The sequence below is a fragment of the Collinsella aerofaciens genome, from assembly GCF_901212495.1.
GTDB lineage: Bacteria > Actinomycetota > Coriobacteriia > Coriobacteriales > Coriobacteriaceae > Collinsella > Collinsella aerofaciens_H.
This window is the reverse complement of sequence record NZ_CAAKNY010000020.1, coordinates 80693-99310: the sequence shown is the minus strand read 5'-3', so window position 1 is coordinate 99310 and position 18618 is coordinate 80693. Positions and strand designations below refer to the sequence as shown.

The 18618-nt window shown below is 60.8% G+C and carries 18 protein-coding genes; 3 read left to right on the top strand and 15 right to left on the bottom strand.

The window, feature by feature from the left end; genetic code table 11:
• Nucleotides 1–61 precede the first annotated feature (61 nt).
• The 6 genes from pyrF to pyrR form a co-directional block, all read right to left on the bottom strand.
• Nucleotides 62–778 carry an orotidine-5'-phosphate decarboxylase gene (gene pyrF / locus SFLMC1_RS02190; RefSeq protein WP_152073844.1) on the bottom strand — a complete coding sequence of 239 codons (717 nt, stop codon included), beginning with the start codon at nt 776–778 and terminating at the stop codon, nt 62–64.
• Complete coding sequence (locus SFLMC1_RS02185; protein WP_187323827.1) at nt 772–1680, bottom strand: dihydroorotate dehydrogenase; 909 nt, start codon at nt 1678–1680, stop codon at nt 772–774. The genes pyrF and SFLMC1_RS02185 overlap by 7 nt, the downstream gene beginning before the upstream one ends.
• Nucleotides 1681–1694: 14 nt before the next feature.
• Nucleotides 1695–2462, bottom strand: a complete 768-nt coding sequence (locus tag SFLMC1_RS02180; RefSeq protein ID WP_152074034.1) for a dihydroorotate dehydrogenase electron transfer subunit — start codon at nt 2460–2462, stop codon at nt 1695–1697.
• A gap of 116 nt (nt 2463–2578) precedes the next feature.
• The gene (locus SFLMC1_RS02175) at nt 2579–3868 is read right to left on the bottom strand and encodes a dihydroorotase (protein ID WP_152073846.1); all 1290 of its coding nucleotides are present in this window, start codon (nt 3866–3868) and stop codon (nt 2579–2581) included.
• A complete protein-coding gene (locus SFLMC1_RS02170) occupies nt 3852–4796 on the bottom strand; it encodes an aspartate carbamoyltransferase catalytic subunit (protein WP_055285144.1) in 945 nt (314 codons plus the stop codon). The genes SFLMC1_RS02175 and SFLMC1_RS02170 overlap by 17 nt, the downstream gene beginning before the upstream one ends.
• A 4-nt stretch (nt 4797–4800) precedes the next feature.
• Entirely contained in the window at nt 4801–5385 is a 585-nt protein-coding gene (gene pyrR / locus SFLMC1_RS02165) for a bifunctional pyr operon transcriptional regulator/uracil phosphoribosyltransferase PyrR (protein ID WP_152073847.1), read from the bottom strand.
• 452 nt (nt 5386–5837) lie between these two features.
• Here pyrR and rpmB point away from each other — a divergent pair, with 452 nt between their 5' ends.
• Nucleotides 5838–6026, top strand: a complete 189-nt coding sequence (rpmB, locus tag SFLMC1_RS02160) for a 50S ribosomal protein L28 (RefSeq protein WP_022094725.1) — start codon at nt 5838–5840, stop codon at nt 6024–6026.
• Between the two features lie 186 nt (nt 6027–6212).
• Here rpmB and SFLMC1_RS02155 read toward each other — a convergent pair whose 3' ends face one another.
• Nucleotides 6213–6821: a transposase gene (locus SFLMC1_RS02155; protein WP_152073848.1), complete on the bottom strand. Its 609-nt coding sequence runs from the start codon at nt 6819–6821 to the stop codon at nt 6213–6215.
• A 6-nt stretch (nt 6822–6827) separates the two neighbouring features.
• Nucleotides 6828–6989, bottom strand: coding sequence for a hypothetical protein (locus SFLMC1_RS02150; protein WP_187323818.1), 162 nt, complete (start codon nt 6987–6989; stop codon nt 6828–6830).
• 321 nt (nt 6990–7310) lie between these two features.
• On the opposite strand from SFLMC1_RS02150, the gene adhE reads away from it, so the two are divergent.
• Nucleotides 7311–9959 carry a bifunctional acetaldehyde-CoA/alcohol dehydrogenase gene (gene adhE / locus SFLMC1_RS02145; RefSeq protein ID WP_152073849.1) on the top strand — a complete coding sequence of 883 codons (2649 nt, stop codon included), beginning with the start codon at nt 7311–7313 and terminating at the stop codon, nt 9957–9959.
• An 87-nt stretch (nt 9960–10046) separates the two neighbouring features.
• Nucleotides 10047–10811: an aminoglycoside phosphotransferase family protein gene (locus SFLMC1_RS02140; RefSeq protein ID WP_006236119.1), complete on the top strand. Its 765-nt coding sequence runs from the start codon at nt 10047–10049 to the stop codon at nt 10809–10811.
• A gap of 178 nt (nt 10812–10989) precedes the next feature.
• Here the strand turns inward: SFLMC1_RS02140 and SFLMC1_RS02135 are convergent, their stop codons facing one another.
• Genes SFLMC1_RS02135 through frr form a run of 7 tightly spaced genes read right to left on the bottom strand, consistent with a single transcriptional unit; the run spans nt 10990 to nt 18616 of the window.
• Nucleotides 10990–12711: a proline--tRNA ligase gene (locus SFLMC1_RS02135; RefSeq protein ID WP_226814234.1), complete on the bottom strand. Its 1722-nt coding sequence runs from the start codon at nt 12709–12711 to the stop codon at nt 10990–10992.
• Nucleotides 12712–13794, bottom strand: coding sequence for a flavodoxin-dependent (E)-4-hydroxy-3-methylbut-2-enyl-diphosphate synthase (gene ispG, locus SFLMC1_RS02130; RefSeq protein ID WP_152073850.1), 1083 nt, complete (start codon nt 13792–13794; stop codon nt 12712–12714).
• A 13-nt stretch (nt 13795–13807) separates the two neighbouring features.
• Complete coding sequence (locus tag SFLMC1_RS02125) at nt 13808–15169, bottom strand: M50 family metallopeptidase (protein ID WP_152073851.1); 1362 nt, start codon at nt 15167–15169, stop codon at nt 13808–13810.
• Between the two features lie 25 nt (nt 15170–15194).
• Nucleotides 15195–16382 carry a 1-deoxy-D-xylulose-5-phosphate reductoisomerase gene (gene dxr / locus SFLMC1_RS02120; RefSeq protein ID WP_152073852.1) on the bottom strand — a complete coding sequence of 396 codons (1188 nt, stop codon included), beginning with the start codon at nt 16380–16382 and terminating at the stop codon, nt 15195–15197.
• Nucleotides 16382–17281 carry a phosphatidate cytidylyltransferase gene (locus tag SFLMC1_RS02115; RefSeq protein WP_226814235.1) on the bottom strand — a complete coding sequence of 300 codons (900 nt, stop codon included), beginning with the start codon at nt 17279–17281 and terminating at the stop codon, nt 16382–16384. Before SFLMC1_RS02115 ends, dxr begins: the two co-directional genes overlap by 1 nt.
• A gap of 2 nt (nt 17282–17283) precedes the next feature.
• Nucleotides 17284–18078 (bottom strand): isoprenyl transferase, encoded by a 795-nt coding sequence (locus tag SFLMC1_RS02110; protein ID WP_152073853.1) that lies wholly within the window; start codon nt 18076–18078, stop codon nt 17284–17286.
• Nucleotide 18079: 1 nt separating this feature from the next.
• On the bottom strand, nt 18080–18616 hold the full coding sequence (frr, locus tag SFLMC1_RS02105) for a ribosome recycling factor (RefSeq protein ID WP_006236112.1): 537 nt from the start codon (nt 18614–18616) through the stop codon (nt 18080–18082).
• Nucleotides 18617–18618: the final 2 nt, after the last annotated feature.

Here is an 18618-nt window from a genome sequence, read left to right as displayed (position 1 = left end):
CGCAGGCACGGGGGCTAATTTGTGCTATTGAAACCAAAAAGTGGTGACTTAAGGGAATCTTTTACGCGACGTTTTCGACCAGCTCGGCAACGATGGCGTCAAACGCGGCAACCGGATCGTCGGCGCCGGTAATGGGGCGGCCAACCACGATATGGCTCGCGCCGCGCTCGATAGCCTGGGAAGGCGTGGCCACGCGCGACTGATCGCCCAGCGCAGCACCAACCGGACGCACGCCCGGGGTCACAATCAGCGCATCGGGGCCCAGCAGCTCACGCATGTCATGAGCCTCCATCGGCGAGCACACGATGCCGTCGATACCGTTGGCCTGGGCGAGTTTTGCAAGACGGGCGGCCTCCTCGGCAACGGGCGACTCGACGCCGATCTCGGCCAGCGCATCCTGGTTCATGCTCGTGAGCACGGTGATGGCGATGAGCTTGGCGCGGTCCTCGCGCGCCTCCTCGGCACCCTCACGGCACGCGGCGAGCATGGCGCCCGAACCCAAGCCATGGACCGAGAGCAGGTCGGCACCGGCAAGCGAGGCCGAGCGAGCGGCACCGCGCACCTGATGCGGAATGTCATGGAACTTGAGGTCGAGGAAGACCTTGAAGCCCAGGTCCTTAAAGGTCTTGACGATCTCGGGACCCTCGGCGTAATAGAGCGTCATACCCACCTTGAGCCAGGCGGCATGGCCCGAAAGCTCATGGGCGAGCTCGAGCGCACGCTCACGGTCGCAGTCGAGGGCGACGATAACGCGGTCGCGGGCATCGGTCTCTAGCATTCGAAAGCACCTACCAGCTCGTTGATGTCCTTTACGCCCTGGGACTCGGCCCAGACCTCGAGCTCACGCGCAATCTTGAGCGAAGCGCACGGATCGACGAAGTTGGCCATGCCGACCGACACGCAGGAAGCGCCAGCCAGGATAAACTCGGCCGCGTCCTCTCCGGTCATGACGCCGCCGACACCGTTGATGGGGATGTCGACGGCCTGGGCAACCTCCCAGACCATGCGTACGGCGATGTGGTGGCACAGCGGGCCCGAAAGGCCGCCCTTGGGCTTGGCCACACGCGACTTGCGGGTGTGCACGTCAATGGCCATACCCTGGATGGAATTGATGACCGAAAGGCCGTCTGCACCCTCGGCCTCGAGAGCCTTGGCAATCTCGGCAACGTTGACCGGAGCCATCTTCACAAACAGCGGCTTGTCGGTCACCTTGCGGCAGGCGGCCATGACGGCAGAGGCGCCCTCGGGCGTGGAGCCCATGGCGGCACCGCCAGCGGCAATGTTGGGGCAGCTCACGTTGATCTCATAGCCGGCGGCCCAGGGGCACAGCTCGACATACATCTCGAGCGCGCGGACAAACTCATCCACGGAATGACCGGCAACCTGGCAGATGACCTGGCAACCGTCCTTAGAGAGCTGCTCGAGCCACGGACCGGACTCGCGGGCGAAAGCGGCTACACCGGGGTTCTGCAGGCCCACGGAATTGATCATGCCACCGGGGATCTCGGCCATGCGGGGTGCGGGATTGCCGGGCCAGGGCTTGGCAGCACAGCCCTTGGTGGTGATGGCACCCAGCTGGGAGACATCGAAGAAGTTCTGGAACTGCCAACCGTAGCCAAAGGTACCGGCTGCGGTGTTGATGGGGTTCTGCATCTTGACGCCGCCGAAATCGACGGCCATGTTCACGGTACCCACTAGAAGACCACCACCTTGGAAGCATCAAACACGGGGCCGCACATGCAGGCGCCCTTCATACCGTCGACCGTCTCGACATTGCAGGTGTTGCAGGCACCAAAGCCGCAGCTCATCATGCGCTCGAGCGACACCTCGCAGTACACGCCGGCCTCCGTGGCAGCGGCGGCGACCTTCTTCATCATGACGGCGGGACCACAGCTGGCGACGTAGTCGTAACCGCCCTCGCCGAGCAGCTCGGCGGCAGGATCGGTGCAGAAGCCATGCGTGCCCAACGAGCCGTCGTCGGTGCACACGTTGACCGTGGCTCCCAACGCGCGGAACTCATCGACGCCCACGGCCTTGGACGCGGTGCCAAAGCCCAGGCAAACGTCAACGTCCACACCCTGCTCGGCAAGCATGTCAGCCAGGCAGAGCACAGGCGGAACGCCGATGCCGCCAGCGACGAGCAGTGCCTTCCTGGTACCCTCGGGCACGACCCAGCCGCGGCCGCCAGGGCCCAGCAAGTTGGAGGTGGAGCCAGGGGCCATCTGCGACAGACGACGGGTATCATCGCCCACGACGGCATACCACAGCTCGACGGTGCCGGCCTCGGCGTCGGCGCGATAGAAGCTCAGGGGCACGCGAAGCAGCGAGGAAGCATCGCCCGGCACGGCGATATTCACGAACTGACCGGGCTTGAGCGCACTTGCAAGCTTGGGGGCCGAGATAACGAGCGAGAAGATGCCGTCGGCGATCTCCCGATTCGATACGACCTCGAAGTCGTGCATGCGTGCAGTGGAAGGTGTGGGCATAGACGCTCCAATCCCCCATGCGATTGCATGGTTCAGGCGAACAGAAAGCGCGGCACCGCAAGGGCGCCGCGCACAAAAGCGATAAGGCTATGCTAGCAGATGCAGCCGTCGGCAAGCGTCTGCTTACCGCCGACAAACACATCGGTGGCACGACCGGTGAGCGTGCGGCCGGCAAAACCAGAGTTCTCGGCGCGCGACTCGTAACCGTCCTCGCCGACCGTCCAGGTGGCGGACGCGTCGAACACGGTCAGGTCGGCAACGGAGCCCGCCTTGACCTGAACCTGGTCCAGACCCAAGATCTCACGCGGCTTGATGGCCATGAGCTCGACCATGCGGGCCATGCTCATCTTACCGGTGTTGACCAGCTCGGTGAGCACGAGCGCCAGCGAGGTCTCGAGGCCGATCATGCCGAAGGGCGCAAGCTCGAACTCACGGGCCTTCTCCCACGGAGTGTGGGGGGCGTGGTCGGTGACGATGACGTCGACGGTACCGTCGATGACGCCCTGACGGATAGCCTCGGCATCCTCCTCGGTACGCAGCGGCGGGTTGACCTTGAGCGAGGTGTTGTAGGTCTCGTCCAGGTCGTTCTCGGTCAGGAACATGTGGTGCGGGGTGGCCTCGCAGGTGACCTGCACGCCAGCCGCCTTACCGGCACGCACGAGCTCCAGGCCATGGGCGGTGGAGATGTGCTGGATGTGCAGCTTGGCGCCGGTCAGCTTGGCGATCTCGATATCGCGGGCGATCTGCAGCTCCTCGCCTGCCGCCGGCCAGCCCTCGAGGGCCAGACGAGTAGAGACCTTGCCCTCGTTGATCTGGCCGTGACCGACCAGGTCCTCGTCCTGGCAATGGCTCATAAAGACCTTGCCGAACATCTTGCCGTAGTCCATGCAGCGACGGAGCATGCCTGCACCCTGCACGCCGCGACCGTCGTCGGTGAAGGCGACGGCGCCGTGGGCAACCATATCGCCCATCTCGGACATAGCCTCGCCCTTAAGGCCGCGGGTCATGGCGCCAGAAGGATAGACGCGGCAGTGGCCGACCTCGGCAGCGCGGGACTTGACGAACTCAACGACGGTGCCGTTATCGGTAACAGGGTCGGTGTTGGGCATGGCGCACACGCCGGTGAAGCCGCCCTTGGCAGCCGCGCGGGTGCCGCTCTCGATGTCCTCTTTGACCTCGTAGCCGGGCTCGCGCAGGTGGACGTGCATGTCCACCAGGCCGGGGACGAGGTACTTACCGGAAAGGTCGCGGACCTCGGCTCCCTCGGCGGCGAGATTCTCGCCGACCTCGGCGATCTTGTCACCGTCGATCAGGACGTCAACGACACCGTCAAGCTCGACGGACGGGTCGACGACGTGGGCATTCTTAAGAAGCAAGGCCATTATCGGCACCTCCAAGCAGCAGATACAGGATAGCCATACGCACGCAGATGCCGGCGTAGACCTGCTCCAGGATGACGGAGCGTTGCGGGTGGTCGGCCATATAGGAGTCGAACTCGACACCGCGGTTGATGGGGCCCGGGTGGCAAATGATCGCGTCGGGCTTCATGAGCTTCTCACGGTCCTTAGTCAGGCCGAAGAGCTTGTGGTACTCGCGAATGGTCGGGAACGGGGCACCCTCGAGGCGCTCCTGCTGAACGCGCAGCATGTAGACGACGTCCAGCTCGGGCAGGACGGAATCGAGGTCGCTCGTCACGTGGTCGCAGCCCAGAACCTCGGGCGCCGGCGGCAGCAGCGTGCCGGGGGCGACGGCGTAGGTCTCGCAGCCCATGATCTTCAACGCGGGGATCAGCGAGCCGCAAACGCGGGAGTGGGAGATGTCGCCGACGACGGCGACCTTCAGACCGTGGAAGTCACCCTTGTGCTCCCAGATGGTGTACAGGTCGAGCAGAGCCTGCGTGGGGTGGTTGTGCTTACCGTCACCGGCGCAGATAACACTCGCGGGCGAATTCTGCGTGACGATGTAGGGAGCACCGGCATGCTTGTCGCGCACAACGATGCAGTCGATCTTGTAGGCGTTGAGGGTCTCGACGGTATCGACGAGGCTCTCGCCCTTGACCGTGGAGGTCGAGGAGCCGCCGAAGTTGAGGCTGTCGGCCGAAAGACGCTTCTCGGCGAGCTCGAAGGAGCTGCGGGTACGCGTCGAGGGCTCATTGAACATGTTGACGATGGTCTTGCCCTTGAGCGTGGGGACCTTCTTGATGGCACGCTCATTAACCTCGGAGAACGCCTTGGCGGTCTCGAGGATGAGCTTGATGTCCTCTTCGGAGTACTCGGTAATGTCGATCAGGTGCTTATGGTTGAACGCCACGGTACTACTCACCTCCCAGCGGCGCGGAGCCCACGTGGGAACCCGGCGCGACGTCGTTGATCTCGACAGCGGTACGGCCGTCGACTTCCTTCATATATAGGTGCACGTTCTCCTCGTGCGACGAGGGAACGTTCTTGCCGACAAAGTCCGGCGAGATAGGGAGCTCGCGGTGACCTCGGTCAACGAGAACTGCCAGCTCGATGCGGCTCGGACGGCCCAGGTCCATAACGGCGTCCAGAGCGGCGCGGATGGTGCGACCCGTGTACAGGATGTCGTCCACCAGCACGACGCGCTTACCGTCGACGCTGAAGGGAATGTTGGTAGCGTGGATCGCGGGAGCGAAATTGGTCGCATAGTCATCGCGATAAAAGCTGATGTCCAGGCTGCCGAGCGGAACGTCGACGCCCTCGATCTCCTTGATCGTCTCGGCAAGCTTCTTTGCCAGAAGGTCGCCGCGCGTGACGATGCCGACCAGAGCGAGGTCATCACAGCCCTCGTTGCGCTCGAGAATCTCGTGCGCGATGCGGGTCATCGCTCGGTTAACGGCGGTCTCGTCCATGATGACCGCCTTGGGGGAAGTCGTGCCCATCGATCTCCTTCCTCACATGTCTTGACTGCTGACACAGTCAAAAAAATAGATGCCCGACCGCTCAAAGCGGAACCAGACACCCACAGGAAGTACTGCTCATTGGCAGCTATGTAATTCCATGCGGGTATCTCGTACCCCTTTAATGGTCAAGGCATAGTGTAGCCAACATCGGACTCAATTGCGAGCATAAATACTAGTCAATCCGTAAACGGAGCCAATCGCCCCATAAACCTATATATAATTGTGGGTCGCGCTTGAAAACCTTGTTGCGAGCTGGCATAATCCCCTCTGCTGCACGCAAATCGGATCTACGTCCAGGGCCGTAGCGTGGGCACTATCGCCAAAAGAGAAATATCTCTGTGTAGATTGCGCACAGAGACATGCTTCTGTGCTATAGTTCAGGCTTGTTTGTTAACGCGACATGTTCGTTTGTCGCCCAAGGAGGGTCAGTTATGTCCAAAGTTTGCGAAGTTTGCGGTAAGCACCCCGTTGCCGGTCGCTCCATCAGCCACTCTCACCGCGTCACCAACCGTAAGTTCCGCCCCAACATCCAGCGTGTCTACGTCGTCGTCGATGGTCACCGTCGCAAGATGAACGTTTGCTCCACCTGCCTCAAGTCCGGCAAGGTTGCGCGCTCCTAAATAAGGTCTTACCAACAAGTACCTCGGACTCTCCGGGTCAAAGACCTCGCGTTCTCATAGAACTTACCAAAGGCGTCCTCTCATCTGAAGGGCGCCTTTTTGCACTCATTGGGGACAGACTTACATGATTGTTTTCACGCATTGGGGACAGACATGATGCATGCAGGCAGCGGTTCGCCCCCTGCCTCACGCCGCCTCGTTCCAGCCTGCGGTGGCCTTGGTCACGCTTGTAGCGCCGATACCGGTGATACGGGCAATTTGCTTGACCGTGAGATGCGCCCGCCTGAGCCTCAGCAGACAGGCATCGCGTTCGGGGCGTGGCAGGGCCTTGAGCAGCGCAGGATCTATACTCGGCAGGACTTCGCGCGCAACGGAAAGAGCATCCTCATCAGGGATCCGCCGACCTGGAAGAACCTCCACCGACCAGATGCGCCCGGCAACTTCCTCAAGATGCTCGCAATAGCAACGGGAGCCTCCGACAATATCGAGCATTGGGGCCGCATCACAGATGTCAAAGGGATCGTAGCCCAGCTGATATGCCTTGTAGCTTGACCAGCGGTACGCCTCGAGCGAGTCAAGCGCACCTTTCACGGGATTGAGATGGATATAATCGAGCAGCTGCACCGCCTGCGTGTCCGACTCAACTGCGACCCGCGAATAGCGATTATCAAACAGATGCCCCGTTCTTCCCGTTTTCCCATTGAAATACTTAGCATATGCCGTCAGTGCACACTGCATTGCCTTTGAAAGATTGTCCAGCGGATCATCAACCATCAAATGAAAGTGGTTGTCCATAAGGCATCAGGCCAACACCGCCACTTCATGGTGCGCAAACCTGTCCGAGATGTCCGATAGGAAACGATAGCGGTCGGAGTCATCTTCAAAAATAATCTGTTTGGAGTTCCCGCGGTCATAGACGTGGTAGTAGCCGGTGATCGAAACGGCGCGGGCGCATCGGGGCATAAGCTCTCCTTTCAAAACTGTACAGGCAACACCTAAAAGGAGAGAAGCAACGCGAAATGCTGAGCCTGTAACCTATTTATAACCAATGAGCGGCAATAGAAGGCCCAGAGCGGCAAAATGACAAATCGATGTCTGTCCCACATGAGTGAATGCACTCATGTAAGCCTGTCCCCAATGAGTGGAGCGATGCATCATTAGTTGAATCGCTTCATTTTGTTGAAGCGTTTTAGTATGCCTTTTACGGGAATCTGACCGTTTACCGAATAATTTATTGCTATCATGCAAGGCGTAGGGTAAATCTCCGATCGCAAGGAGACACAAATGGTGAAAAAGTCACCGGAAAACACTACTCCCGCAATCGTGGACAACGTAGAGGCGCTTGAGGCTAAGCTCGCTCAGATGCGAGAGGCCCAGGCGCTTTTTGCTACGTACACGCAGGAGCAGGTCGACAAGATCTTCTACGAGGCCGCCATGGCCGCCAACAAGGCTCGTATCCCGTTGGCGAAGATGGCCATCGAGGAGACCGGCCGCGGCGTTCTTGAGGACAAGGTCATCAAGAACCACTACGCCGCAGAGTACATCTACAACGCTTACAAGAACACCAAGACCTGTGGTGTCCTGGAGCGCGACGAGGCCTACGGCATCACCAAGATCGCCGAGCCCATCGGCATCGTGGGCGCCGTCATCCCGACGACCAACCCCACCTCCACCGCGATCTTCAAGACGCTGATCTGCCTGAAGACCCGCAACGCCATCATCATCTCCCCGCACCCCGCTGCCGCCAAGTGCACCATCGCCGCCGCCAAGCTCGTGCTTGACGCCGCCGTCAAGGCCGGCGCCCCCGAGGGCATCATCGGCTGGGTCGATGTCCCCTCCATCGAGCTGACCAACATGGTCATGCGCGACGTCGACATCATCCTCGCCACCGGTGGCCCGGGCATGGTCAAGGCCGCCTACTCCTCGGGCAAGCCCGCCCTGGGCGTTGGCGCCGGTAACACCCCGGTCGTCATCGACGACACCGCCGACGTGCTGCTCGCCGTCAACTCCATCATCCACTCCAAGACCTTCGACAACGGCATGATCTGCGCTTCCGAGCAGTCCGTGACCGTCATCGACACCATCTATGACCAGGTTAAGGCCGAGTTCCAGAAGCGCGGCTGCTACTTCGTCAAGCAGGGTGCCGAGATGGAGGCCCTGCGTGGCGCCATGTTCAAGAACGGCGCTCTCGATCACCGCATCCCCGGCATGGCTGCCGCCAAGATCGCCGAGCTCGCCGGCATCGAGGTTCCCGCCAAGACCAAGATCCTGATCGCCGAGGTCACCTCCACCGACCCCGCCAAGGAGGAGTTCTCCCACGAGAAGCTCTCCCCGGTCCTGGCCATGTACCACGCCAAGGACTTCCAGGAGGCCGTCGACAAGGCCGAGCACCTGGTGCTCGCCGGTGGCCCGGGCCACACCGCCTCTCTGTACGTGCATCCCGCCCAGGCCGAGAAGATCAGCCTGTTCGAGCACGTCATGAAGGCCTGCCGTATCGTCATCAACACCCCGTCCTCGCACGGCGGCATCGGTGACCTGTACAACTTTGGCATGAAGCCGTCTCTGACCCTGGGCTGCGGTTCCTGGGGCGGCAACTCCGTCTCCGAGAACGTTGGGGTGAAGCACTTGATCAACGTTAAGACTGTGGCCGAGCGCCGTGAGAACATGCTGTGGTTCCGCGCTCCCGAGAAGGTCTACTTCAAGAAGGGTTCCACGCCCGTCGCCCTCGACGAGCTCGGTACCGTCATGGGCAAGAAGCGCGCCTTCATCGTCACCGACCAGTTCCTCTTCAAGAATGGCAACACCCGCGCCATCGAGGCCAAGCTCGACGAGATGGGCATCGCCCACGACTGCTTCTACGACGTCGAGCCCGATCCGTCGCTGCAGTGCGCACGTCGCGGCGCCAAGCAGATGGCCCTCTTTGAGCCTGACGTGATCATCGCCGTCGGCGGTGGCTCCGCTATGGACGCCGGCAAGATCATGTGGATGATGTACGAGCACCCCGAGTGCAAGTTTGAGGACATGGCCATGGACTTCATGGACATCCGCAAGCGTATCTTCACCTTCCCCGAGATGGGCAAGAAGGCCTACTTCGTCGCCGTCCCGACCTCTTCGGGTACCGGCTCCGAGTGCACGCCGTTCGCCATCATCACCGACAAGGAAACCGGCATCAAGTGGCCGCTCGCCGACTACGCGCTGCTCCCCAACATGGCTATCGTCGACGCCGACAACTGCATGACCGCCCCGCGCGGCCTGACCGCTGCCTCCGGCATCGACGTCATGACCCACGCCATCGAGTCCTACGTCTCCATCATGGCTTCCGACTACACCAAGGGCCTCTCCGAGCGCGCTGCCAAGCTCGTCTTCGAGAACCTGCCCTCCAGCTTCGAGAACGGCGCCAAGGACCCGCACGCCCGCGAGGAGATGCACAACGCCTCCTGCATGGCCGGTATGGCCTTCGCCAACGCCTTCCTGGGCCTCAACCACTCCATGGCTCACAAGCTCGGTGCCTTCCATCACCTGCCGCACGGCCTCGCCAACGCCGTCATCCTGACTCGCGTCATGCGCTACAACGCCGCCGAGGCTCCCGTCAAGATGGGCACGTTCTCCCAGTATCCTTACCCCAACGCGCTGCACAACTACGCCGAGATGGCCAAGTACTGCGGCATCGAGGGCAAGGACGACAAGGAGGTCTTCGAGAACTTCATCACGAAGCTCGAGGAGCTCAAGGACTTCATCGGTGTCAAGAAGACCATCGCCGACTACGGTGTCGACGAGCAGTACTTCCTCGACACCCTCGACGAGATGACCGAGCAGGCATTCAACGACCAGTGCACCGGCGCTAACCCGCGCTACCCGCTCATGAGCGAGATCAAGGAGCTCTACCTGGACGCCTACTACGGCCGCGAGCCCCAGGATTACGCCGTCTGCTAGTTCTAGCACGGTTTTAACGGCGGGGGTGCACGGGTGTTTCACGCACCCCCGCCGTAGCTTCTATCGCATCGTTGAAAGGATGCAACCATGCTGCTACCCGATTCCAAGACCGAGCTCGTCCGCCGTGGCAACAAGGTCGTTTACGACCTGGGCGATAAGATCGTCAAGGTCTTTAACGAGACCAAGCCCGTCTCCGACGTGTTCAACGAGGCTTTGAATCTTGCCCGCATCAATGAGTGCGGCATCCGCAGCCCCAAGGCGCTCGAGGTTTCTCAGCTCGAGAACGCCAACGGCTGGGCGCTCGTGACCGAGAAGGTCCCGGGTACCACCCTTGCCGAGAAGATGACTGCCGAGCCCCAGCGCTTCGGTGAGTACCTCGAGATGTTCGTCGACCTCCAGATCGAGATCCATGGCTACACCTCCCCGCTGCTCAACCGTCAGCGCGACAAGTTCGCCCGTATGATCGACAGTCTGGATCAACTCAATGCCACCACGCGCTACAACCTTCAGGAGCGCTTGGACGGCATGACCAAGGAGTTCAAGGTCTGCCACGGCGACTTCAACCCCTCCAACGTCATCGTTGGCGATGACGGCCAGCTGTACGTCTGCGACTGGGCTCACGCCACCCAGGGCTCCCCTGCTGCCGACGTTGCCACCACCTACCTGCTCTTTGCCCTCAACAGCAAGGACCAGGCCGAGGCCTACCTGGAGCTCTACTGCGACCGCGCCGACATGCCCATGCAGGTCGTGCGTCAGTGGACGAGCATCGTCGCCGCTTCCGAGCTCGCTCGCAAGCGCAACGTGAACGATGAGTTCCTTAAGAACTGGATCGACGTCGTCGATTATCAGTAGTATCTGAGCGATTTATTTCGCATCGGAGGCACAAAGGAAACCCCGCAGCTCACATGGGCTGTGGGGTTTCCTTTTAGCGATTGAGTACGCCGGTAAGATAAAAGGACGGCCCCGCATCTCCCCGATCTGGAGAAATGCGGGGCCGTCCCGTATATCGAACTGCAAGCGAAATCGCCGATTAACGGCGTGCCGCCTTCACAAGCTCGGAAACCTTGGCGACCACCTCGTCGATCGCCACGTCCTCGCGCTCGCCTGTGGCACGGTCCTTGAGCTCGACGGTGCCGTTCTTAAGCCCACGCTTGCCGAGCACCACCTGATACGGGAAGCCCATAAGGTCGTTGTCGGCAAACTTAAAGCCGGGACGCTCGTCACGGTCGTCGACGACGACCTCGATACCCTCGGCACACAGGCCATCAACGATTTGCTCGCAGACGGAAGCGCACTCTTCCTTCTTGGGGTCGAGCGGAATCACCGCAACCTCGTACGGGGCAACGGAGACCGGCCAGACGATACCGTGCTCGTCGTTGTGCTGCTCCACGACGGCAGCAAGCGAGCGGGACACGCCCACGCCGTAGCAACCCATGATAAGCGGCTTCTCCTTGCCGTCTTCGTCCATAAAGGTGGCACCCATGGCCTCGGAGTACTTGGTGCCCAGCTGGAAGACCTGGGAAACCTCGATACCGCGAGCAGCAGAGAGCGGCTTGCCGCAGTGCGGGCAGGGATCGCCGGCGATAACGGTGACCAGGTCGGCCCACTCGTCGACGGTAAAGTCGCGCTCGGGGCAAGCACCGGTAAAGTGATAATCGACCTCGTTGGCACCACAGGCCCACTGCTTGGACTCGCGCAGGCTCTCGTCGCACACCAGACGGATGCCCTCGGACAAATTGACCGGTCCAATAAAGCCCTTATGCAGCCCGTAGGTCTGGAGCTCCTCGTCGGTCATCATGCGATAGCCCTTGCCAAAGACATGCTCGGCCTTGCAGTCGTTGAGCTCATGATCGCCCGGAACGATGGCCACGACCGGCTTGCCCTCCGCGTCGATGAGAGCCAGCGACTTGCGCGTGCCGTTCTCGGGGAAGCCAAAGGACTTGGCGACAGCCTCGATGGTGCCCATGCCCGGAGTCTCGACCTTGGTGAGCGTGCCGTCGCCGGGGCCCTCGGTCACAGCGACCTTGGTGCTTGCAGCCTCGTCATCGGCAGCGAAGCCGCAATCGTCGCAGTAGACGAGCGAGGCCTCGCCGGCGTCGGCCAGAGCCATGTACTCGACGGAGGTGTCGCCGCCGATCTCGCCGGAGTCGGCGACAACGGGCAAAGCCTTGATGTAGCAGCGCTCGCAGATGTTGGCGTAGGCCTGCTTCATCTTGTCGTACTCCTCCTGCAGGCTCTCCTGCGTGGCAGAGAAGCTGTAGGCGTCCTTCATGATGAACTCGCGGCCGCGCATCAGGCCAAAGCGGGGACGGAACTCATCGCGGAACTTGTCCTGAATGTGATACAGGTTGACGGGCAGCTGCTTATAGGAGCGCAGCTCATTGCGCACCAGAGCCGTGACGGTCTCCTCGTGCGTGGGGCCCAGCACAAACTCGCGACCATGACGGTCGTCAAAGCGCACGAGCTCCTTGCCATAGGCATCGATACGGCCGGACTCACGCCACAGCTCGGCATCGACCATAATGGGCATCATGAGCTCCTGGGCGCCGGCGGCGTCCATCTCGTCGCGCACGATGTTCTCGATCTTACGAATCGAGCGCCAAGCGAGCGGCAGATAGGAATACAGACCGGCGGCCTCCTTGCGAATCATACCGGCACGAAGCAGCAGACGATGGCTTGCAAGCTCGGCGTCGGCCGGATCCTCTTTGAGCGTCGGCGCATAGAGCTTAGACATATACATTGCTCGAGTCATTTATTTCTCCTCAATAAGCTTGTCGACCTCGGTCATAAGCGCATCGACAATTTGATCCTCAGCTACTTTACCAATGATCTGGCCATGCGAAAAGAGCAGGGCCTGACCACGTCCGCAAGCAACGCCCAGGTCGGCATCAGAAGCCTCACCGGGGCCATTAACGGCACATCCCATGACGGCAATCGAAAGCGGCGCGGTATAGTTCTTAAGCCGCTCGGTTACTTCCTCAGCGATAGGAATCAGGTTAACCTGACAGCGGGCGCACGTGGGGCACGAGACAATCTCGGGACCGCGGCGACGCAGGCCCAACGACTGCAAAATTCCCCAGGCGACCGGCGGCTCCTCAACCGGATCGGCCGTGAGCGAGACGCGCATGGTGTCACCGATACCCTCAGACAGCAGGATACCCAGGCCCACCGAGCTCTTGATGGTGCCCTGTAGTTTGGTACCCGCCTCGGTTACGCCCAGGTGAAGCGGAACGTGGGGAATCTCACGAGACAGGGCTCGATAGGTATCGAGCGTCGTTTGCACGCTATGGGCCTTGGCCGAAAGCACAATGTTCGTAAAGCCGCGGTCTTCAAAATGTTTGACGAAACGCTCGCTCGACATCACGAGCTTTTCGGGCTGCGCGAGGTCGTCGCGCTCGGCGATATCCTGCTCAAGCGAACCGGCATTGACGCCGATACGAATCGCACAGCCCGCGGCGCCCGCGGCATCGATCACCGCATCGACCTTGGCCCAATCGCCGATATTGCCGGGATTGATGCGCAGCTTGGCAGCACCGGCCTCAACGGCACCAATGGCGAGCTTATGGTTAAAGTGGATATCGGCGACAATCGGCACCGGGGATTCGGCACAGATGGTGCGGAAACCCTCAAGCGCGGCCTCGGTGGGCACGCTCACGCGCACGATATCGCAGCCAGCCTGCGCCAACGCGCACACTTGCGCAAGCGTTGCCTGGGCATCGGCGGTATCGGTGCAGGTCATGGATTGAACCACCACCGGCGCGCCGCCACCGATCTGCACGCTGCCCACATGCACGGGGCGCGTCAGCTCGCGAGGCAAAGGATGGGATAAAGACAATCCAAACACTCCCCTATAGAATAAATCGAAGGATGTCGGAACGAAGCATATAGACAAACAGCAGCGCAAAGAGCGCGATGCCCACATAGCTCACAATCGTCTGGACCTTGAGCGGAAGCTCGCGACCCGCAACCTTTTGAATGATCTCGATGACCAGCTTACCGCCATCGAGTGGCGGGATGGGCAGCAGGTTCATAAAGCCAAGCGAGAACGAAATGAGGGCGGCAAACGAAAGGAACGTGGCAGGGCCGGCAGCAGCAGCCTGTGAGGACATAACGCTAATACCCACGATCGAAGAGGACTGATCGAGAATCTCCATCGTATGCTGCGGCTGGAGCAAGCGCATCACGCCCTCCGCTGTCTGCACGACATAGGAGAACGACAGGCGAGCCGACGTGATAGGGTCTAAGCGGACCACCTGCGTAGAGGCATACACACCTAGGCGCTCGTCCTTTTTGAGCGCAACTGTGGTCGAATGCTGCTTGCCGTCACGCTCGTACTCAATGGCGATATCGTCCTTACCGGCAGCCTTGCCGATGGCATCGTAAACGTCCATCCAAGTAGAGCACGATACTCCGTCGACCGAAAGGATCGCGTCGCCGCCCTCGATTCCCGCCGCGGCGGCAATCGAGCCTTCGTCAACCTGGCCGATCACATTGGTATCCACCGGCATGGTGACGCCCGCGATGGAATAGATGCTCATAAGGAGCAAAAAGCCCGTCAGGATATTGACGATAATGCCCGCAAGCAGCATAAAGGCACGCTTACCAAAGCCCTGGCCCAAAAAGGTGTGCGAGCGCTCGCGTGCAAGGAATTCGGCCTCGCCGCACGGCAGTTCCCATACATCGCCCTCGGCAGTCGCGTGCTCGCGATCGAACCGACGGCCGTCAAAGGTGGTATAACCCGCCGCGTCACGAGGCAGGGTCTGGTATTTGGTGGGATAGTAACTGGGCGAAGGCTTTTCCCCTTCTTCATACCAGGGAGCGATGGAGCCCCAGCCCAACAGCAAAGCACAGGCCTCGAGCACATCATCCTCGGACAGCTCGAGCTCGACGGCAAGATCGGCCACCGTCACCCTGCCGTGGCGATAGATGAACGCGAGCACGCGGCCGGCACACGAGACGTCGGTCGGGTCCATGCCGCAAATGGCAGCATACCCACCCAGCAACAGCGGGGTCACACCAAACTTGGTGCCGATACGGCGAGACGTGTGGTGGATATCAAAGCGGCACGGCAGGCCCAAAAAGAACTCAGTCACCCGGACGCCACAGGCACGCGCCGCCAAAAAGTGGCCGCCCTCGTGCAAAAACACGAGGACGGAAAGCATCAACAGGCCCCAAAAGACCGATGAGAAAACGCTCAGAACAGTATCCATAAAACGAAAAAGCAATCCTTATGGGTTAAGAACGGGTTGCGGCGAGCACCTGCGCGGCCTTTTCACGCGCCCAGCCATCGATGTCGCGAAGCTGTTCAAACGAATCGACCGTCTGCGCATCGTGAGCATCCATGCAGGATTCCACAATGCGGTCGATATCGGTAAAACTGCAGCCATCATGCAGGAAGGCATCGACGGCGACCTCGTTGGCGGCATTGAGCACGCACGGCATGGTGCCGCCCGTCTTGCCGGCACGTTCGGCCAGCGCAAGGCAGCGGAAGGTATCCATATCGGCCGCGTCAAAGGTAAGCTGCCCCAACTCGCGGAAATCGATACGCGGAGCCGGCGTATCCCAACGCTCAGGATACGAGAAGGCAAACTGGATGGGAATGCGCATGTCGGAGGCACCGAGATGAGCCATCACAGAGCCGTCGGCAAACTCGACCATGGAGTGAATCTTAGACTGGCGCTGCACGACCACGTTAATGAAATCGAGATCGCAGCCAAACAGATGCATGGCCTCGATACGCTCCAGGCCTTTGTTCATGAGGGTGGCGGAGTCAATCGTGATCTTGGCACCCATAGCCCACGTAGGATGCGCCAGGGCATCGGCGCGCGTCACGCGATCGAGCTCGTCACGCGTACGGCCAAAGAACGGACCGCCCGAGCAGGTAAGCCAAATGCAGTGAGCCTCGCGCGGATTCTCGCCCAGATAGCACTGGTAGATGGCAGAATGCTCGGAGTCGACCGGGATGAGCTGACCCGGCTGTGCCAACGGCATCAGCAGGTCGCCACCGACGACGAGCGACTCCTTGTTGGCCAGGGCAAGACGCTTGTTCGAGGTCAGGGCAGCATGGCTCGCCTCGAGACCGGCAGCGCCCACGATGGCCACGAGCACGCAGTCGACATCATCGCGGCATGCGAGCTCGCACACGGCCTGCGCGCCAACGCCGAGCTCCGTGCCCTCGGGCAGTTCCTGCAGTACCGCGTCGACGCCATGGGAGGCGTCCGCCACGGCAACCGCCGAAACCGAGAACTCACGGGCAGCGGCAACGAGCTCGGGGGTGCTGGAGTTAACGGACAGCGCCGTCACCTGCAGGCGATCGGCATGCTGGCGGCACACGTCGAGCGCCTGAGTACCGATAGAACCCGTACAGCCCAGAATGGCAACGCGAAGACGCCCATCGGGACCGTAGGTGGTCTGAAACGCCATTACAGCACGCCTCCGATCATCAGCAGCAGCTGCGCGGTAATGCAGCCAAAGATAAGCGAATCGCTTCGGTCGAGCATGCCGCCGTGGCCCGGGATGAGATTGCCGGAATCTTTGACACCCACACCGCGCTTGATACGCGACTCGATAAGGTCGCCGATAACGCCCAGGATGGAGACAACCACGCCACACAGCAGTGCATAGGGCAGGCTCAGCTTATAGAAGTGCGTTGCCCACAGGATGAGCCAGATCAAGACAGAGCCCAAAATGCCGCCGACAAAGCCTTCCCAGCTCTTTTTGGGAGAGATCTTGGGGACCATCTTATGTTTGCCGATGCGGCTGCCCACGATGTAGGCAAACGAGTCGGAGACCCAAAGGGACGCGCAAACGCCCACCGAAAGCAGGGCGCCGGCAAAACCGGGCACGGCATCGCGCAGCAGCACGATAGCCGACAGCATAAAGCCAGTGTAGATAGGGCCCATGAGCGTCACGGCAACGTCAGAGATGCGAGTACGCGGAGACCAGACATACCAGATACCAACCGCAAGCATCAAAGCGAACAGCAGGGCGTTCAACAGCAGCGAATCGCCCAGTGCCGAGAGCGGAAAGAGTACGGCGGCAGCGATTCCAAGGCGCTCGTTGGCAACCTTGCCGTCGAGCCTCGTCATGCGGAAGAACTCATAGCAGCACAGACCGCTCATGACGGACACGAAGATGGCCGTGGGAACAATACCCAAAACCAAGCACAGGATAAAGACAACGGCATAGACGATACCGGCGGCGGCACGGGTGATGAAGCCCGCCAGCCACGAACCGGAGCCGCTCTTCGCTGCAGGCGCTCCCGCAGTGGCAGCCTTACGCGCGGGTGTCGCGGAAGTAGGCGCCTTGGGACGTTCGGACACGATTAAGCCTCCTCGGTCTTACTCAGTCCACCAAACCTACGGTCGCGACCCTGGAAGGCCAAAATGGCGTCGACAAGACCCCAACGATCAAAGTCGGGCCAATAGGTATCGGTGACATAGAACTCGGAATAGGCAACCTGCCACAGCAGATAGTTCGAAAGACGCAACTCGCCAGAAGTGCGAATCACGAGCTCCGGATCGGGAAGACCGGCGGTGTACAGGTGCGAAGCCATCATGTCGTCATCAATTGCGGCAGGATCGATCTTACCGGCGGCGGCATCGAGCGCGATCTGACGGACAGCGCGGGTGATCTCGGCACGGGCACCGTAGTTAACGGCCAGCGCCAGCGTCATACCGGAATGGTCGGCGCACTCGGCAAGGCCGCGCTCAAAGACGTCGCGGGTCTTCTTGGGCAGCGCGGAAATATCGCCCAAAAAGACAACGCGAACATTCTCGCGCTTAAGCAGCGGCAGCTCATCGATAAACGTCTTGGCAAACAGGTGCATCAGAACGTTGACTTCGTGCTGCGGGCGATTCCAGTTTTCGGTCGAAAACGCATAGGCCGAAAGAACGTCGACGCCCAGGCGCACGCAGGCGGTAATGATCTCGCGCAGCGAGACGATGCCGGCCTTGTGGCCTTCGGTACGGGCAAGACCGCGCGCCGTAGCCCAACGGCCGTTGCCGTCCATGATGCACGAAATATGGTGCGGAATGTTATTGAGGTCAAGGTCGGAAAAACCGACGCCCGCAGGGGCGTCGGCAAAGTACTCGACCAGTTTATGCTCGTCGTATTGCACCTTAGATCTCCATGACCTCGGCTTCTTTTTCCTTCAGAAGCTCCTCGACCTTAGCAACATACTCATCGGTATGCTTCTGAACCTTGGCCTGCTCGCGGCGGACATCGTCCTCGGTGAGCTCCTCGTCGCGCTCGAGCTTGTTGTTAAAGTCGCGGCGGATGTTGCGGATGGAGACCTTGGCCTGCTCGGCGTACTCGCGGCACTCCTTAACGAGCTCGCGACGACGCTCCTCGGTGGGAGCCGGGAACGGCAGACGCACGACGGTACCATCGGAATTGGGGGTAATGCCAAGGTCGGAGGCACCGATGGCCTTGACGATGGCATTGATGAGTGCTTTGTCCCACGGCTCGATAAGCAGCATGTGGGCCTCGGGGGTCTTAACGGCGGCAACCTGCGTGACGGGCGTGGGAACACCGTAGTAGTCGACGGTGATGTCGGACAGGATGTTGGCGTTAGCGCGGCCAGTGCGGACCTTGGAGAAGTTGTGCTTGAGGGACTCGAGTGACTTGTCCATGTGGGCGGTGATATTCTCTGCCATGC

Excerpts from the sequence above, each read along its gene's own strand:
- pyrF (WP_152073844.1), bottom strand. The coding sequence starts at position 778 with ATGCTAGAGACCGATGCCCGCGACCGCGTTATCGTCGCCCTCGACTGC.
- SFLMC1_RS02185 (WP_187323827.1), bottom strand. The coding sequence starts at position 1,680 with ATGGCCGTCGATTTCGGCGGCGTCAAGATGCAGAACCCCATCAACACC.
- SFLMC1_RS02180 (WP_152074034.1), bottom strand. The coding sequence starts at position 2,462 with ATGCACGACTTCGAGGTCGTATCGAATCGGGAGATCGCCGACGGCATC.
- SFLMC1_RS02175 (WP_152073846.1), bottom strand. The coding sequence starts at position 3,868 with ATGGCCTTGCTTCTTAAGAATGCCCACGTCGTCGACCCGTCCGTCGAG.
- pyrR (WP_152073847.1), bottom strand. The coding sequence starts at position 5,385 with ATGGGCACGACTTCCCCCAAGGCGGTCATCATGGACGAGACCGCCGTT.
- rpmB (WP_022094725.1), top strand. The coding sequence starts at position 5,838 with ATGTCCAAAGTTTGCGAAGTTTGCGGTAAGCACCCCGTTGCCGGTCGC.
- SFLMC1_RS02155 (WP_152073848.1), bottom strand. The coding sequence starts at position 6,821 with ATGGACAACCACTTTCATTTGATGGTTGATGATCCGCTGGACAATCTT.
- SFLMC1_RS02150 (WP_187323818.1), bottom strand. The coding sequence starts at position 6,989 with ATGCCCCGATGCGCCCGCGCCGTTTCGATCACCGGCTACTACCACGTC.
- adhE (WP_152073849.1), top strand. The coding sequence starts at position 7,311 with ATGGTGAAAAAGTCACCGGAAAACACTACTCCCGCAATCGTGGACAAC.
- SFLMC1_RS02140 (WP_006236119.1), top strand. The coding sequence starts at position 10,047 with ATGCTGCTACCCGATTCCAAGACCGAGCTCGTCCGCCGTGGCAACAAG.
- SFLMC1_RS02135 (WP_226814234.1), bottom strand. The coding sequence starts at position 12,711 with ATGACTCGAGCAATGTATATGTCTAAGCTCTATGCGCCGACGCTCAAA.
- SFLMC1_RS02125 (WP_152073851.1), bottom strand. The coding sequence starts at position 15,169 with ATGGATACTGTTCTGAGCGTTTTCTCATCGGTCTTTTGGGGCCTGTTG.
- dxr (WP_152073852.1), bottom strand. The coding sequence starts at position 16,382 with ATGGCGTTTCAGACCACCTACGGTCCCGATGGGCGTCTTCGCGTTGCC.
- frr (WP_006236112.1), bottom strand. The coding sequence starts at position 18,616 with ATGGCAGAGAATATCACCGCCCACATGGACAAGTCACTCGAGTCCCTC.